Annotated in this window: 18 protein-coding genes; 6 read left to right on the top strand and 12 right to left on the bottom strand. The window is 64.7% G+C overall.

Going from position 1 to position 14,579, the window contains the following annotated elements:
- Nucleotides 1–35: 35 nt before the first annotated feature.
- The 4 genes from dnaN to AAA989_RS13570 all read right to left on the bottom strand — a co-directional run bounded on the left by dnaN (nucleotide 36) and on the right by AAA989_RS13570 (nucleotide 3,919).
- Complete coding sequence (dnaN, locus tag AAA989_RS13585) at nucleotides 36–1,163, bottom strand: DNA polymerase III subunit beta (RefSeq protein ID WP_338244442.1); 1,128 nt, start codon at nucleotides 1,161–1,163, stop codon at nucleotides 36–38.
- Nucleotides 1,164–1,361: 198 nt separating this feature from the next.
- The gene (fabG, locus tag AAA989_RS13580; RefSeq protein WP_338245547.1) at nucleotides 1,362–2,126 is read right to left on the bottom strand and encodes a 3-oxoacyl-[acyl-carrier-protein] reductase; all 765 of its coding nucleotides are present in this window, start codon (nucleotides 2,124–2,126) and stop codon (nucleotides 1,362–1,364) included.
- 2 nt (nucleotides 2,127–2,128) lie between these two features.
- Nucleotides 2,129–3,061 carry an ACP S-malonyltransferase gene (gene fabD, locus AAA989_RS13575; protein ID WP_338244440.1) on the bottom strand — a complete coding sequence of 311 codons (933 nt, stop codon included), beginning with the start codon at nucleotides 3,059–3,061 and terminating at the stop codon, nucleotides 2,129–2,131.
- A 27-nt stretch (nucleotides 3,062–3,088) separates the two neighbouring features.
- Entirely contained in the window at nucleotides 3,089–3,919 is an 831-nt protein-coding gene (locus AAA989_RS13570) for an LD-carboxypeptidase (protein ID WP_338244438.1), read from the bottom strand.
- Nucleotides 3,920–4,078: 159 nt separating this feature from the next.
- On the opposite strand from AAA989_RS13570, the gene AAA989_RS13565 reads away from it, so the two are divergent.
- Nucleotides 4,079–5,431 carry a glutamate ligase domain-containing protein gene (locus AAA989_RS13565; RefSeq protein WP_434781457.1) on the top strand — a complete coding sequence of 451 codons (1,353 nt, stop codon included), beginning with the start codon at nucleotides 4,079–4,081 and terminating at the stop codon, nucleotides 5,429–5,431.
- A gap of 374 nt (nucleotides 5,432–5,805) precedes the next feature.
- The gene (locus tag AAA989_RS13560; protein ID WP_338244434.1) at nucleotides 5,806–6,108 is read left to right on the top strand and encodes a hypothetical protein; all 303 of its coding nucleotides are present in this window, start codon (nucleotides 5,806–5,808) and stop codon (nucleotides 6,106–6,108) included.
- Nucleotides 6,109–6,127: 19 nt separating this feature from the next.
- Here the strand turns inward: AAA989_RS13560 and AAA989_RS13555 are convergent, their stop codons facing one another.
- Nucleotides 6,128–7,075: a DUF808 domain-containing protein gene (locus AAA989_RS13555; RefSeq protein ID WP_338244432.1), complete on the bottom strand. Its 948-nt coding sequence runs from the start codon at nucleotides 7,073–7,075 to the stop codon at nucleotides 6,128–6,130.
- A 78-nt stretch (nucleotides 7,076–7,153) separates the two neighbouring features.
- Nucleotides 7,154–7,675, bottom strand: coding sequence for a DUF3237 domain-containing protein (locus tag AAA989_RS13550; protein ID WP_338244430.1), 522 nt, complete (start codon nucleotides 7,673–7,675; stop codon nucleotides 7,154–7,156).
- 189 nt (nucleotides 7,676–7,864) lie between these two features.
- On the opposite strand from AAA989_RS13550, the gene rpsF reads away from it, so the two are divergent.
- The 4 genes from rpsF (at nucleotide 7,865) to AAA989_RS13530 (ending at nucleotide 9,506) form a co-directional block, all read left to right on the top strand.
- Entirely contained in the window at nucleotides 7,865–8,230 is a 366-nt protein-coding gene (rpsF, locus tag AAA989_RS13545) for a 30S ribosomal protein S6 (RefSeq protein ID WP_338244428.1), read from the top strand.
- A complete protein-coding gene (gene rpsR / locus AAA989_RS13540; protein WP_338244426.1) occupies nucleotides 8,230–8,454 on the top strand; it encodes a 30S ribosomal protein S18 in 225 nt (74 codons plus the stop codon). The genes rpsF and rpsR overlap by 1 nt, the downstream gene beginning before the upstream one ends.
- A gap of 13 nt (nucleotides 8,455–8,467) precedes the next feature.
- Complete coding sequence (gene rplI, locus AAA989_RS13535) at nucleotides 8,468–9,160, top strand: 50S ribosomal protein L9 (protein ID WP_338244424.1); 693 nt, start codon at nucleotides 8,468–8,470, stop codon at nucleotides 9,158–9,160.
- Nucleotides 9,161–9,311: 151 nt separating this feature from the next.
- Nucleotides 9,312–9,506: a hypothetical protein gene (locus AAA989_RS13530; protein WP_338244422.1), complete on the top strand. Its 195-nt coding sequence runs from the start codon at nucleotides 9,312–9,314 to the stop codon at nucleotides 9,504–9,506.
- Here AAA989_RS13530 and AAA989_RS13525 read toward each other — a convergent pair.
- From AAA989_RS13525 to rplS, 6 genes are all read right to left on the bottom strand, one after another.
- A complete protein-coding gene (locus AAA989_RS13525; RefSeq protein ID WP_338244420.1) occupies nucleotides 9,503–10,468 on the bottom strand; it encodes an NAD(P)H-binding protein in 966 nt (321 codons plus the stop codon). The genes AAA989_RS13530 and AAA989_RS13525 overlap by 4 nt on opposite strands.
- Entirely contained in the window at nucleotides 10,465–11,472 is a 1,008-nt protein-coding gene (locus AAA989_RS13520; protein WP_338244418.1) for a YncE family protein, read from the bottom strand. Before AAA989_RS13520 ends, AAA989_RS13525 begins: the two co-directional genes overlap by 4 nt.
- Before the next feature lie 48 nt (nucleotides 11,473–11,520).
- Entirely contained in the window at nucleotides 11,521–12,276 is a 756-nt protein-coding gene (locus tag AAA989_RS13515) for an alpha/beta fold hydrolase (RefSeq protein ID WP_338244416.1), read from the bottom strand.
- A complete protein-coding gene (locus AAA989_RS13510; RefSeq protein ID WP_338244415.1) occupies nucleotides 12,273–12,836 on the bottom strand; it encodes a hypothetical protein in 564 nt (187 codons plus the stop codon). Before AAA989_RS13510 ends, AAA989_RS13515 begins: the two co-directional genes overlap by 4 nt.
- Before the next feature lie 6 nt (nucleotides 12,837–12,842).
- Complete coding sequence (locus AAA989_RS13505; RefSeq protein ID WP_338244413.1) at nucleotides 12,843–13,868, bottom strand: aspartate-semialdehyde dehydrogenase; 1,026 nt, start codon at nucleotides 13,866–13,868, stop codon at nucleotides 12,843–12,845.
- Between the two features lie 336 nt (nucleotides 13,869–14,204).
- Nucleotides 14,205–14,576, bottom strand: a complete 372-nt coding sequence (gene rplS / locus AAA989_RS13500) for a 50S ribosomal protein L19 (RefSeq protein ID WP_338244411.1) — start codon at nucleotides 14,574–14,576, stop codon at nucleotides 14,205–14,207.
- Nucleotides 14,577–14,579: the final 3 nt, after the last annotated feature.

The raw sequence follows: 14,579 nt of genomic DNA, 5'->3' as shown, positions 1-14,579 counted from the left end.
CGGAGCAAAGGCGATCGTAACCGCCCCGCCCGGCGTCAGACGCGCATCGGCATCAGCACGTAGAGCGCCGGGCTGGATTCATCCTTGCGGATCAGCGTGGGCGCCCCGGCGTCGGCAAAGTGCATTTCCACCGTGTCGGAATCGATCTGGTGCAGGATGTCCTTGAGATAGCTGGCGTTGAAGCCGATCTCCATGCCGTCCGAACCGTACTGGCCGGGCACTTCCTCGGTGGCGTTGCCGTTGTCCGGGCTGGTGACCGTCAGCGTTACCTTGTCCCCCTCGAGGCCCATCTTCACCGCGCGCGTCTTTTCGGTGGCGATGGTGGCCACGCGATCGACGCCGGCGAACAGCGACTTGGGATCGACTTTCAGCAGCTTGTCGTTGCCGGTGGGAATCACGCGGCTGTAATCGGGGAACGTGCCGTCGATCAGCTTGCTGGTCAGCACCACGCCGCCTTCTCCGCCAAGGGTGAAGCGGATCTTGGAAGGCGACAGGTCGATGGCAACGTTGCCCTCCATCCCCTCATCCAGCAGCTTGCGCAGTTCGGCGACGGCCTTTCGCGGCACGATCACGTCGGGCATGCCTTCGGCCCCGGCCGGGCGACCCAGCGTGAAGCGTGCCAGGCGGTGTCCGTCGGTGGCCGCGGCCTTCAGCACTCCGCCATCCTCGTCCGCGACGTGGAAGAAGATGCCGTTCAGGTAATAGCGCGTTTCCTCGGTGGAGATGGCGAAGCGCGTCCGGTCGATCAGTTCGGCGAGGGTAGCAGCCGGCAGTTCGAAACTGGTCGGCAGGTCGCCTTCGACGATCACCGGGAAGTCGTCGCGCGGCAGGGTCGGCAGCGTGAAGCGGCTGCGCCCGGCCTTTACGGTCATGCGGTTATCGGCAGTTTCCAGGCTCACCTCGCTGCCATCGGGCAGCTTGCGGGCGATGTCGAACAGCAGGTGCGCGGATACGGTGATCGCACCGCCGCTCTCCACGCTGTTCGCTTGGAGGTGTTCCACCACCTGCAGGTCCAGGTCGGTCGCCATGATCTTCACATGGCCTTCCGCATCCGCCTCTATCAGGACGTTGGAAAGGATGGGAATTGTATTCCGCCGCTCCACCACCGACTGGACGTGAGACAGGCAGCGAAGCAGTTTCGCGCGTTCGATGGTGGCCTTCATGGCAGTTACGTTCCCCAAACTCTGACGCTGCGGTGCCGGGAAAGCCCGGAATCGCATGACTGCGCCGGTAAATTACCGTTCCATCCTTAGCGAAGGCATATTCGCGGGCAAGGATTCGGATGGAAGAGGACGGATTCCTTGGGGAAAAGTACGGATTTTGTTTTGCGAAGCCGCGGATGCGGCTTCGCAAGACGAACATCACCCCAGCATCGCCATGCCGCCATTCACGTGCAGCACCTGGCCGGTGACGTAGCCAGCTTCCTTCGAGGCAAGGTAAGTCACGGCAGCGCCAATATCGTCACCCTCGCCCATGCGGCCCATCGGGATTCGCCCGTTGATCGCATCCTTCTGCTTGTCGTCCAGCGCGTCCGTCATGGCCGAGCGGATGAAGCCGGGCGCCACGCAGTTCACGGTAATGCCGCGCGCGGCCAGTTCCTGCGCCAGACTGCGGCTCATGCCGACCACGCCGGCCTTGGCGGCGCAGTAGTTCATCTGCCCGGGATTGCCCGTCGCGCCCACCACGCTGGTGATGTTCACGATACGGCCGAAGCGGTTCTTCATCATCGGGCGGGCGCTTGCGCGCATCAGGCGGAACGTGGCCTCGAGGTTGATCTTGATGACCTCGTCCCATTCCTCGTCCTTCATGCGCATGGCCAGGTTGTCGCGGGTGATGCCGGCGTTGTTCACCAGGATATCGATCCTGCCCAGCGTATCGATGGCCGCGGGCACCAGTTCCTCCACCTGGGTGGTGTTGGAAAGGTCGCAGGTGATCTCGACGTGGCCATCGTGATCGTGGTGGGCGAATTCCTCGTTCAGCTGTTCTCGAAACGAGCGCAGCTTTCCGCCGTTGGAGCCGGACAGCGCCAGCCGCGCGCCCTGCCGCGCCAGCGCCTTGGCAATGGACGAGCCGATGCCGCCGCTGGCACCGGTGACGAGTGCGGTCATTCCCGTAAGGTCGAACATCATCAGATCTCCTTGGCCAGAGCCTCGATTTCTTCCATCGTCGTTACGCTGGTGACCGTGGCATCAGGCGCGATCTTGCGGATCATCGGGCCCAGCACCTTGCCGCCCAGTTCGACGAAGTGGGACACGCCTGCGTCCTGCATCGCCAGCACGCTTTCGCGCCAGCGCACGCGACCGGTGATCTGCTCCACCAGCAGTTCCTTCTCCTTCGCCGCATCGGTGACTTCGGCGGCGGTGACGTTGGCGTAGAGCGGCAGGCGGAAGGCCTTGGGCGGCGTATCCTTCAGCGCGAACTGCATGCGCTGCGCGGCAGGCTGCATCAAAGAGCAGTGGAACGGGGCGGATACGGTCAGCTTCACGGCGCGCTTGATGCCATGTTCCTTGGCCAGTTCCACCGCGCGGTCGATCGCCTCGGCATGGCCCGAAAGCACGACCTGCGTGGGATCGTTGTCGTTGGCCACTTCGCATACCTGCCCCTCGGCGGCGGCATCGGCCAGCGCCTGCGCCTTTTCGAGGTCCGCCCCCAGCAGCGCGCACATGGCACCAAGACCGATGGGCACCGCATCCTGCATGGCGATGCCGCGCGTGCGCAGCAGCTTTGCCGTGTCGGTAAGGGTGAAGGCGCCCACGGATGCCAGCGCGGAATATTCGCCCAGCGAATGGCCGGCGACGCAGTGACCCTTCTCGGTGAGGGAAAATCCGCCGTCTTCCAGCACGCGGGCCACGGCGATGGCATTGGCCATGATGGCGGGCTGCGCATTGGCCGTCATCGTCAGTTCGGATTCGGGCCCTTCGGCCATCAGTCGCGCCAGCTTCTGGTTCAGCGCGTCGTCCACTTCCTCGAAAACTTCTCGCGCGACGCTGCTGGCTTCGGCGAGGTCCACGCCCATGCCGACCTTCTGGCTCCCCTGGCCGGGGAAAACGAATGCAATCATGTAAACTCCTTGTGTCTGCGCGCGGGCCTATGCCCGGTTGGCCGCTTGCGCAACTCCGAAGGGTACGATGGCGTTCGCGGCATCGTGGCCGATATCGGCGCGGCCAAGGTAGGGAATGCCGGTGCGCTCGCACCAGTAGCTGGCGATTTCCTCCTCGTTCAGACCGAAGGGCCGGTCGTTCTCCGGCACGGCGCTGATGCGGCCAAGGCGCAGCCCGGCAATCCCCCCAAGATGCTGGGTGACGTGGAAGAACAGCCTGTCCACCGCATAGAGATGCTCGGCCACCTCCTCCACCAGCACGACGTGGCCCGAAAGGTCGGGCATCAGCTCCGTGCCGCACAGCATGGCAAGGGTGATGAGGTTGAAGGCGGCGGTGGGCCGGTCGTCCAGCCCCGCCTCCAGCGGGACGGCCTCGCCCGAGAGGTAGCGCAGCACGCGGCGCACGGCATCCTCTCCGCCCTCGCGCTTTATGTCGCCCGCCAGCGGACCATGCACCGGGCGGCCGATGCCGTGGCGATAGAGCGCCCCCAGCAGCGTGCCCGCATCCGAATAGCCGAGCCAGGTCTTGCTGCGCGCGGGCTGGGTCATCGCGGCGATGGCCGGGGCGGCGATGCGGTTGGAGCCATAGCCGCCCATGGCGAACCAAACCGCGTCCACATCCGGGTCGTTTGCGGTGGCCACCAGCGCGTTCAGCCGCGTGGCATCGTCGCCCGCGAAGTGGCCGTGGTGTTCGAAGCATTGCGGGTGGAATTGCAGCTCCACCTGCGGGAATTCGGTCTCGGCCAGTGCCAGCACGGCCTCGGCCCGCTTGCGGCGAACGGGCTTCCCGGGACACAGGCATGTGATGCGTGTTTTCATGCGCTTCCACACTAACAGCCACTTCACAACTTGCTATCCCTTGCGTAGGCACGAGGCCACTTTCGCAGGCAGCGCAGCCGCTCCGCGCAAGACGGCTTCCACGGGAGAGGGCACCAGTTGGACAATTCCTATTTCTTCTGCGGCATCGGCGGTTCGGGAATGCTGCCGCTCGCCCAGATCGTGAAGGGCCTGGGGGCAAAGGTCGCCGGATCGGACCGCAGTTTCGACCAGGGCCGCACACCGGAAAAATTCGCCTGGCTGGAGAAGCGCGGCTTCGCCCTCTTTCCGCAGGACGGCAGCGGCCTGACCAGTGCGGACCAGGTGCTGGTGGCCAGCGCCGCGATCGAGGATAGCGTGCCCGAAGTCGCCCGCGCGAAGGAACTCGGCTGCACCCGGCTGACCCGGGCGCAACTGCTGTCGCAACTGTTCAACGAGGCGCCGGTCTCGCTGGCGGTGGGCGGCACCAGCGGCAAGTCCACCACCACCGCCATGCTTGGCTGGATCATGCACCGCGAGGGCATGGAGCCCACGATCATGAATGGCGCGGTGATGAAGAACTTCGCCCATGCCGACAATCCCTTCGCCAGCGCGGTGGTGGGCGACGGGGGCGTGTTCGTGAGCGAGGTGGACGAGAGCGACGGCTCCATCGCTCTTTACGATCCGACCGTCGCCGTGCTGCTGAACGTCAGCCTGGATCACAAGAGCATGGAGGAACTGCGCCACCTGTTCGGCGATTTCCTCCGCCGTGCGAAGACTGCCGTGGTCAACCTCGACGACGACGACGCCGAATTCCTCGCGAAGACGTGCAAAAAGGTCGTGTCCTTCGCCATCGACAACCGCAAGGCGACCATCGGGATCGAACCGGGCACGATCGAGGAACGGGCCGACGGGATCGACGCGCTGCTGGTGGATCGGCGCGAGGACGTGGGATACTCGCTGCGCCTCCCCATGCCGGGGCGCCACAATCTGGAAAACGCACTGGCGGCTATCGCTGCGGCGGTGGCGGCGGGTGTCGACGTGCACGATGCGGCAACGGCGCTGGCCAGCTTCAAGGGCCTTGCCCGCAGGTTCGACGTAATGGGCACCAGCGAGCGCGGCGTGACCGTGATCGACGATTTCGGCCACAACCCCGAAAAGGCCCGGGCAACGCTGCGCACCCTGAAATCGCAGGAAGGCCGGGTGATCGCCTTCTTCCAGCCGCACGGCTACGGCCCGCTGAAGCAGATGGGCACCGAACTGGCCCAGACCTTCGCCAGGGAACTCGGCCCCGACGATGTCACGATCATGTGCGCCCCTGTCTATTTCGGGGGCACGGTGGACCGCAGTCAGGGTAGCGAACGGATCGTGCAGCTCATCCGCGATGCGGGCGGCAACGCCGAATATCACGAGACGCGGGAGCAGTGCGGCGACCGCATCGTGGAGATCGCCCGTCCGGGAGACCGCGTGGTGGTGATGGGCGCGCGCGACGATACCCTGACGGTGTTCGCGCGAGGACTACTGGAGCGGGTGTGAGCACATACACCAAGGCTTGGGTTTTCAACGGAATATGGACTCTATTCCTGCTGTCTTTCCTCATACCGTTTGCAATCGCCGCGTTTGGCGGACCCGAGCATGAGATAGTGCTGCTTATCGGTTTAACCGGATATCTGGTATGCGCATATTTCTCTTTTGGCTTTCCGCGTTGCTCGAACTGTATGCAGCCAGTCAATGAAGCACTCTCGACCGAGCACGGATCGCGAACTCGCAGGTTCTTCGCAATCCGCCCCGACCGCCCGCCGCGCGAGTGTGGTTATTGCGGCCACGACCTGACCTGAAAGTCTTTGGCAAGGGTTGGCGGTTATGCTGCCATTTCAAATCGCAATCGTGCCAAGGACAAAGGCCGGAAAATGCAGAAGAGTTACCGCCTGGGCGGAGTGGGCATGCTGGATGCCGCGCCCGGGACCTACATGGTCCACGCCTATTTCGACGACAACCAGGTCGACCTGGTCAAGGCGAACGTGATCGGCTGGCAGGTGGCGCAGGATCGGCGGCTGACCCCGCTGGTGCTCGATCCGCGCGCCATGGACGATGAAGGCTGGGTCATTCTGCATCCCGATGGCCGCATCGAATCGGAAGACGGGCGCAACTGGCCCAGCGAGGAAGCCTGGCTGATGAGCGAGCGGCGCGAGCGGCGGCGCAACGCCGCCTGACGCCGCCTTGCCTCGGGGTCTAGTGCCCTGCCCCTGTTTCGTGGCCGAGCCCCAGCACCTTGTGCAGCAGGAACACGATTACCGCACCCAGCAGCAGCCCGGTCAGCGCCGATAGCCCGGCGAACGTGACCCAGCCCAGCAGTCCCCCGGCGATCTGCGAGACGCCGTGTTCGATGCCTTCCACCCAGTGCTCCGGCCCCGAAATGCCCACCTCGGCAAGGCCGTGCAGGATGATGCCGCCGCCCACCCACAGCATGGCGATGGTGCCGATGAAGGAGAGTGCCACAAGCAGCTTTGGCATGGCCTTCAGCAGAAAACGCCCGAACTTCTTTCCCGCGTCGGTGGTCGCCTCCTTCGCCAGGTGCAGGCCGACATCGTCCATCTTCACGATCAGCGCCACCGTGCCGTAGACCGCCACGGTCACCGCAATCCCCACGATGGCCAGCACCCCGGCGCGGGTGAGCAGGTCCTCGGCGGAAACCTCGTTCAGCGTGATCGCCATGATCTCCGCCGACAGGATCAGGTCGGTGCGGATCGCGCCCGACGTGCGCTGTTTCTCGAACGCGGCGGGGTCGTCGATATCGTCTTCCACGGTCTTGCCGTGCTTTTCGCCGCCCAGCTTCTCGATCACCTTCTCCGCCCCTTCGTAGGACAGGTAGGCCCCGCCCAGCATCAGGATGAAGACGATCGCCTGCGGCAGGAATTCGCTGAGAATCAGCGCACCGGGAAGCAGGATCACCAGCTTGTTGAAGAGGCTGCCCTTGGTGATGTTCCAGATGATCGGCAGCTCGCGCGCCGGAGAAAGTCCGGTCACATAGCTGGGCGTCACGGCCGCATCGTCGATCACCACGCCCGCCGTCTTGCTGCCCGCGCGTCCGGCAGCGGCGGCAATGTCGTCCACGCTGGCAGAGGCGGTGCGGGCGATGATCGATACGTCGTCGAGCAGGGCAACCAGGCCACCGGGCATCAGAATTTCCTTCTTGTCGCGAGAGAGCTAACTACGCCCGGCAGGCCTTTTCTATCCTGCGGCCCGCATTCGCTGAGGTCAATCCGCGCGATAGACGGTTATGACCACGTGCGGCTGGGTGACGGAAGGATCGAAGCCCAGCGTGCCCACATAGGCCCCGCGCGTCAGCCAGTCGTAGTCGCCCAGCGGCGCCTCGAACACCGGGCTGGTGCGCACGGGCGGCGGAGGCGGAGCGCCTGGCGCGGGCATGCACAGCGTCCCGGTATTGACCACGTTCACCACCACGCCATCGTCGGTGCGCAGGAAATAGTCGGCGATGATATCGGTGCAGCCGTCGGAACGGTCGAGTTGCCAGTCCCACCCCATCGGCAGGATCTCCCCGCGCATTTCAGGCCCTTCGAAGGTGCCGCCGGTAATCGGTATGATCCTTCGCGTGCCGCGCGGCGTTTCTCCCACCGGAATCACCTCGCCCAGCGTCACTACCGAGCGATAGAGCAGTTCGAGGCCCGGCTCGGCCGCGGGCGGCGGCGAAGGCGCGTCCTGAGCGGTGGCGGCAGCGGGCAGAAGCATGGCGACGGTGGCGGCGATAAGATGGCGCATTTATGGTGATCCTCCCTGACGGACCCCTCCTAACCCCGCTTGCAATTGTGCGCAATTTCGCTATGTGCGCGCCTTCCACTGCATCCGGGCATAACTCGCCATCGGTGGAAATCGAAGAAAGCCGGAGGGACGTGCACGGAATTCGCCGTGCCAATGTCAGCGATCGGCATGAAGTGAAAGGAAGCGCACATGGCTCTTTACGAGCATGTTTTCCTCGCGCGTCAGGATCTGAGCCAGGCTCAGGTCGACGCGCTTGCCGCCAGCGCCACGGAAATCGTGGAAGCTAACGACGGCAAGGTCGTGAAGACCGAGACCTGGGGCCTCAAGAGCCTCGCCTACAAGATCGACCGTAACCGCAAGGCGCATTTCGTAATGCTCAACATCGAAGGGCCCGGTTCGCTGGTGTCCGAGCTGGAGCGCCAGAATGCGATCAACGAAGACATCATCCGCTGGCTCACCATCGCCGTGGAAGAGCACGAAGACGGCCCGTCCGTGATGATGCGCAAGAACGACCGCGAAAAGAAGAAGCGGTCCGACCGGGAGGACCGTAACTGATGGCACGCCCGTTCTACCGCCGCCGCAAGTCGTGCCCCTTCTCGGGCGCCGACGCTCCGCAAATCGATTACAAGGACGTGCGCCTGCTTCAGGGCTTCATGTCCGAACGTGGCAAGATCGTGCCCAGCCGCATCACCGCCGTTTCTGCCAAGAAGCAGCGTGAACTGGCCAAGGCGATCAAGCGCGCCCGTCACCTGGGCCTGCTGCCCTACATCGTGAAGTAAGAGGAGAAGACACATGGATATCATCCTCCTCGAACGTATCGGCAACCTCGGCCAGATCGGCGACATCGTCTCCGTGAAGGACGGCTATGCCCGTAACTTCCTGCTGCCGCAGAAGAAGGCGCTGCGCGCCAACGATGCGAACAAGAAGGTGTTCGAAGCCAACCGCGACCGCCTGGAAGCCGAAAACGCCGAACGGCGCACCGCTGCTGAAAAGCAGGGCGAAAAGGTCGACGGCACGGAAATCGTGCTGATCCGCGCCGCCTCCAACGCCGGCCAGCTGTATGGCTCCGTGAACGTGCGTGACGTGGCTGCCGGCCTCGTCGCCAAGGGCCACGACGTCGACAAGCGTCAGGTCGTCATGGGCGCGCCGATCAAGACCATCGGCATGTTCGACGTGACCATCGCGCTGCACCCCGAGGTCGAAGTGACGGTGAAGGCCAACGTGGCCCGCTCCGAGGACGAGGCCGAGCTGCAGAGCCAGGGCGTCGACATCCTCAAGCAGGCTGCCGAGGAAGAAGCCGCGGCCATCGCTGGCGAGGGTTTCCAGGAAGAGCTCGATCCCGACCGCGAACTGGGCGACCTGCCCACCGTGGACGGCGAAGGCAACCGGATCGAACAGCCGACCGAAATGCCCGGCGACGGCCAGGAAGCCAGCGACATGCAGGCCGAGGCGTCGGAAGACGAAGAGACCGCCAAGGACGCCTGAGGCGTCTCACCGGACTAAAACACGAAGGGCGCTGCCAGCGATGGCGGCGCCCTTTCTGTTTCAATACTTCCTAAGGCAATTGTCGGGATAGTCGGCCTGCCCGTTCCTATGCAATAATGTTGCATGAGGCGGCGGAAGAGGATGGCGGTCCATGCGTACGGAAATCGATCTCGACGGGGCCGCAGAGGCCGGGATCATCAACGAGGCGACCGCCATCGCTCTGCTGGCCATGCTTCCCAAGCGGCTTGAAGCGCAGTTTCCGCGAACCTACCTCAGGCTGCAGGGCCAGCGGCCCACGCGGCGCCGGGCGCCGATGTGGCCGTCGAAACCGGGCAAGTCGCTCTAGCCCGGCTGAGCCTGCTCCAGCAAATCACGGTAATGCTCGAACAGCGTGTCGCTGCCCGTCTCTGGCGTGGCATCGGCATCGTACTTGCCGGTGACCGGGTTCAGCACCAGCATCGATTCGGTCGCGTAGTATCGACCGATCCGCGCATACTCGGCCTTCTCGGTCGCGCGCCTGGAGAAGCGGGCGGCGGAATCGAGCATGGAGACGATGCCGTCCATCGCCTTGATCGGCATGTGACGGAAACGCGGCTCTTCCCCCAGCAGGCGAAACAGTTCCTCCCCCTGCTGGCGCGGGGTGATGGCGGAGCCGGGGCCGCCGATGGGAAGGATGCGGTCGTGAAGGTCGGGATCGGAAAGGGTCGCGACGATGTAGCGCGCGCAGTCACGGTCGCTGATCGGCTTGCACCGCGTCAGTTCGCCGTCCCCGAACAGCACGAAAGGCTTGCCGCGCTTCACCCGCTCCACCTGGCCGGAGAGCGACTTGAAGAACGCCGTGGGGCGCACGACGCTCCAGGTCAGGCCGGAAGCCTGAAGCTCCGCCTCGAATGCCAGCTTGGCATGCTGGAAGGCGAGACGCGGACGCTGCACGCAGATTGCCGACAGCATGACCATCTGCGGCACGATATTGGCCTTTGCCCCCTTCAGGATGTCGGAATTGGCCCTGTGGTCTATCGCCCAGGCATCGTCCGGCACCCCGCTGCGCGAGGCGAGGCACGAGATCACCGCATCGAACGGTTCACCGGCAAAGGCATCACGCATGATGGAGGCAGGATCGGTTACCTCGCCGAACCGGCAGACCGCCCCTGCCCTGCCCAGCGCGCCGGTTTCCGCATCGGCGGCACGGCCGGGGCGCAGGAAGCAGGTGACCGCGTGTCCCTCTTCCAGCAAGGCGCAGGCGGTGGCCCGGCCTATCGTCCCGCTGGCCCCGAACAACAGGACACGCTTGCTTTTCGCGTGGCTCAATCCACCACCGCCAGCCCGTCACCCCCCGGACCGGCCGGCAGGCGGCGCAGAACCTCGCCGCTGTCGAAATCGATCTCGGCGATCGTGTCGGCGGCCGTTTCGGCGGCATAGAGCCGGTCGCCATCCTCGCTGAACACCAGCGTCACCTGCACGGCGTCCCTGCTGCCCGAAACAGGGATCGTGCGCGCCACTTCGTTGGTGCTAGTGTCGATCACCGACAGGTTGCCGCCGCTGAAATTGCTGCTGACGATCCAGTCGCCCGAAGGATGGGCGGCAAGGCGGATCGGCACCTCTCCCGTCGCGACTTCGGCGCGGGTTTCCAACGTCTCGGGGTCGAGGCGATAGGCCATGCTATCCGAATTGGAAGAGACCCACAGATCCTGTCCGTCGGGCGACAGCGCGATTGCCTCTATGTCGGAGCCGACGCGGCGACGCAGAACCTCCTCGCCCGTTGCAAGGTCGTAGCGAACCACCGTGCCCTCCGGAATGATGGTGCCCCAGGCATTGCGCATCGCATCGTCCACCGCGATCAGGTGCGCGCCCGGCCCGCCGCCTCCGATCTCGGTGACCTCGGGATTCTCGCTGGCGGCATCCTCGATCACGAACAGCGATCCGCGCCCTTCCCCGCCCGCGACCACGCGGCCGTCGTCCAGCCAGATCGCTGCGTGAACGCGCGCATTCTCGCCCAGTTCGATGGACTGCACGGGCGCGAGGTCGCTGGTGGTGTAAACCTCTACCGAAGTGCCCGAGTAGCAGGCGACCATGACGTGCGCGCCGTCGGGGGATACGGTCAGTTCGTGCGGATCCTCGCAGGTGTCGGCGCGGTGCGTTTCCTCGCCATTGGCCAGGTCCAGCCGCGAGAGGCTCGCATCGCGCTTGTTGGCGACGAACAAAGTCCCCTGACTGCCATGCTCGAACATGACCGGGCCCGGAATTTCAGCCTCCGAACTCGCACTGCACGCCGAAAGCGCAAGAGTGGCGGCGACAATGGAAGGAAGGCGCATCGGATCAGGCTCCCACAAGCTTGGCAGCCGTCAGCTTACCACCTGCAGTTACGAAAGAAAGTCGAGGATGGCGCGGCCCATCTCGCGCTTCGTCACGCTGCCCATGTGATTGCCCGGCACCACGGCGATCCGCGCATCGGGCAATGCGTCCCGCAGCCGTTCGGGAGAGCCGTTGTCGCGGTCCTCGTCCCCGATCAGCACCAGCGTGGGCATGTCCAGCCGGTCGAGCTCGTCCAGCGCGATATCCTCCACTCCGCGCGTCAGCAGCAAGCGGGCGGCGACGGGATCGATGCCCTGCCCTTTCATGAAGCTCTTGGCGAGGAAAGCCGGATCGCCGCGCTCGATCTCGTCGAAGCGGTCGATCATGTCGACGAAGAAGGCGCTTCGCTTCTTCCAGTTCGAAAGGCCCTCTATGCCCATGCCGCCCAGCACCAGCCGCCGCGGTCGCAGGCCGGAGATCACGGCGCTGGTCGCCACCCGCGCGCCCAGCGAGAAGCCGACGAGGTCGTAGTCGTCCAGCCCCAGCGTCTCCACGATGTGCAGGGCATCGCGCACCAGGATGCCCGCGGAATACAGTTCCGGGTCGGTCGGCGCTTCGCTGTCCCCGTGCACGCGCCAGTCGGGCATGATCGCCTCGAAGCCGTTCTCCGCCAGCAGCGGGGCATGGCCGTACTTGATCCAGTTCATCTGCGCGCTGGAGAACAGGCCGTGGAGCATCAGCACCGGCCGGCCTTCGCCCATGCGATGCACGGCAATCCGGGTGCCGTCAGGCGCGGTGATTGTGTCGGCGGTGACGGCGCTCATCGCGCGATGCAGTTCTCGCCCGCCCACAGCGCCTGAACCGCGGCATCGTCGCCCTCGCCCGCGAACAGACCGGCGATATCCGGGCCTTCCGCTGCACCGATGACGAATTCCTCGCCCACGGTGCTGTCTTCCACCATGTTGACGTTCTCGCCCGCCAGCAACTGCGCGCGCGACGTATCGGGCACATAGGGTGCCTCGGCGTAGTAGCCGACGAACTGGTCGTCGCGGAAATTCAGCGTCACGCCTTCATAGCTGGTGAAGGTGAGGCCGCACTCGTTCGGCTCGGCGCTTTCGTCCACCGCGCTGCCCAGCACGTTGCCCAGCGTCGCTTCCGTCGGGGCGCGGGCGGAGCCGAAGGGCACCGCCAGTTCCTCGAACCCGCTCTGGGCCGGGATCACGATGCCGGTGCCCTGCAGGTCGATCGCGGCATCCTCCATCGGCGCCACGGTTTCGGCCGCTTCGGGCGCGGCGTCCATGCCTTCTTCACCAGGAGCATCGCCGCAGGCTGCGAGCGCCAGCGGCAGGGCAACGAGAGCAAGGGCAGGACGAAATGGACGCATGGACTGTTATCCCTTCTGCAAATGACGACGGCCGAGAAGCTCGGCGATCTGCACCGCGTTGAGCGCGGCACCCTTGCGCAGATTGTCGGAGACGCACCATAGGGTCAATCCGTTGTCCACGGTGCTGTCCTCGCGCACGCGGCTGATATAGGTCGCGCCGTCGCCCGCGCTTTCCACCGGGGTGACGTATCCACCGTCCTCGCGCTTGTCGACGAGCATGATGCCCGGCGCCTCGCGCAGGATGTCCTGGGCCTGCTCGGCGGTGATTTCCTTCTCGAACTCGAGGTTGATCGCCTCGGAATGGCCGACGAAGACCGGCACGCGCACGCAGGTAGCGGACACCTTCACCTTGGGATCGAGAATCTTCTTGGTCTCGACCACCATCTTCCACTCTTCCTTGGTGGAACCGTCATCCATGAACACGTCGATGTGCGGGATGACGTTGAAGGCGATCTGCTTGGTGAACTTGCGCGGTTCCACCTGGTCGCCAACGAAGATGGCGCGGCTCTGTTCGAACAGCTCGTCCATGCCCGCCTTGCCCGCGCCGGAAACCGACTGGTAGGTGGAGACCACCACGCGCTTGATCGTCGCGGCGTCGTGCAGCGGCTTGAGCGCCACCACCATCTGCGCGGTGGAGCAGTTGGGATTGGCGATGATGTTCTTGCGCTTGTAGCCCTCGATGGCCTCCGGGTTCACCTCGGGCACGATCAGCGGCACGTCCGGGTCCATCCGGTAGAGCGAGGAATTGTCGATCACCACGCAGCCCGCAGCGGCTGCCTTGGGCGCATAGGTCTTGGTGGCCGCGCTGCCGCAGGCGAACAGGGCGATATCCCAGCCGGAAAAATCGAAGTGCTCGAGATTCTTGCACTTCAGCATCTTGCCGGTGTCGCCGATCTCTATCTCGGTGCCGGTCGACCGCGAGGAGGCGACGGCAGCCACCTCGTCCATCGGAAATTCCCGCTCTGCGAGGATGGCGAGCATCTCGCGCCCGACATTTCCCGTCGCTCCGACAACTGCAACCCGGTAACCCATCTTGAAACGCACTCCTGAAACAGACGGGGGCTAGCTAGCGTGCCTTTTCGTGCATGCAACAGCAAAGGCGGTTTCACGCGATACCGGCGGGTGGGCGATTGGCTTGCCAGGCACCAGGGGGCGCTCCCCATCCGCTCAGTAAATTCGCGTTAACCGTGTCTGGTAACCCGGTGTTAAACATACCGGTTCAATCCTGCTCAACGTGACGCGGGAAACCCTGGTCCCTTCAGTCACTATCGATCCCGGTTAGATCGATCGTCGCGCGAAAGACAAAGGGGCGGCCTCCACCTTCCGGGAAGCCGCCCCTTAATCTTTTCTGCGGGTCGAAGGTCGCGCTTACTTGGCGACGTTCTCCCGGCGTTCGGCGATACGAGCGCGCTTGCCGGTACGGCCGCGCAGGTAATACAGCTTCGCACGACGCACCACGCCGCGGCGGACCACGGTGATGGAATCGATGTTGGGCGAGTAGAGCGGGAACACGCGTTCCACGCCTTCGCCGAAGCTGATCTTGCGAACGGTGAAATTGGAGTTGATGGAGCGGTTCGAACGCGCGATCACCACGCCTTCGAAGTTCTGCACGCGGGTGCGCTGCCCTTCGACGACGCGCACGCCGACGCGGACGGTATCACCAGCACGGAAATCGGGGATTTCCTTGCCGTCGGTGAGGCCCTGGATTGCTTCGGCCTCAAGTTCCTGGATCAGACCCATTGG

The organism is Aurantiacibacter hainanensis (assembly GCF_036321025.1).
Classification (GTDB): domain Bacteria; phylum Pseudomonadota; class Alphaproteobacteria; order Sphingomonadales; family Sphingomonadaceae; genus Alteraurantiacibacter; species Alteraurantiacibacter hainanensis.
This window is presented reverse-complemented; position numbering and strand designations above follow the sequence as displayed.

Bases quoted from the DNA above. Each gene is read 5' to 3' on its own strand.
- AAA989_RS13550 (WP_338244430.1), bottom strand. From the start codon at position 7,675: ATGCGCCATCTTATCGCCGCCACCGTCGCCATGCTTCTGCCCGCTGCC.
- rplI (WP_338244424.1), top strand. From the start codon at position 8,468: ATGGATATCATCCTCCTCGAACGTATCGGCAACCTCGGCCAGATCGGC.
- rpsR (WP_338244426.1), top strand. From the start codon at position 8,230: ATGGCACGCCCGTTCTACCGCCGCCGCAAGTCGTGCCCCTTCTCGGGC.
- AAA989_RS13565 (WP_434781457.1), top strand. From the start codon at position 4,079: ATGCTGCCGCTCGCCCAGATCGTGAAGGGCCTGGGGGCAAAGGTCGCC.
- fabG (WP_338245547.1), bottom strand. From the start codon at position 2,126: ATGTTCGACCTTACGGGAATGACCGCACTCGTCACCGGTGCCAGCGGC.
- AAA989_RS13555 (WP_338244432.1), bottom strand. From the start codon at position 7,075: ATGCCCGGTGGCCTGGTTGCCCTGCTCGACGACGTATCGATCATCGCC.
- AAA989_RS13510 (WP_338244415.1), bottom strand. From the start codon at position 12,836: ATGCGTCCATTTCGTCCTGCCCTTGCTCTCGTTGCCCTGCCGCTGGCG.
- rpsF (WP_338244428.1), top strand. From the start codon at position 7,865: ATGGCTCTTTACGAGCATGTTTTCCTCGCGCGTCAGGATCTGAGCCAG.
- AAA989_RS13515 (WP_338244416.1), bottom strand. From the start codon at position 12,276: ATGAGCGCCGTCACCGCCGACACAATCACCGCGCCTGACGGCACCCGG.
- dnaN (WP_338244442.1), bottom strand. From the start codon at position 1,163: ATGAAGGCCACCATCGAACGCGCGAAACTGCTTCGCTGCCTGTCTCAC.
- AAA989_RS13560 (WP_338244434.1), top strand. From the start codon at position 5,806: ATGCAGAAGAGTTACCGCCTGGGCGGAGTGGGCATGCTGGATGCCGCG.
- AAA989_RS13505 (WP_338244413.1), bottom strand. From the start codon at position 13,868: ATGGGTTACCGGGTTGCAGTTGTCGGAGCGACGGGAAATGTCGGGCGC.
- AAA989_RS13520 (WP_338244418.1), bottom strand. From the start codon at position 11,472: ATGCGCCTTCCTTCCATTGTCGCCGCCACTCTTGCGCTTTCGGCGTGC.
- rplS (WP_338244411.1), bottom strand. From the start codon at position 14,576: ATGGGTCTGATCCAGGAACTTGAGGCCGAAGCAATCCAGGGCCTCACC.
- fabD (WP_338244440.1), bottom strand. From the start codon at position 3,061: ATGATTGCATTCGTTTTCCCCGGCCAGGGGAGCCAGAAGGTCGGCATG.
- AAA989_RS13570 (WP_338244438.1), bottom strand. From the start codon at position 3,919: ATGAAAACACGCATCACATGCCTGTGTCCCGGGAAGCCCGTTCGCCGC.
- AAA989_RS13530 (WP_338244422.1), top strand. From the start codon at position 9,312: ATGCGTACGGAAATCGATCTCGACGGGGCCGCAGAGGCCGGGATCATC.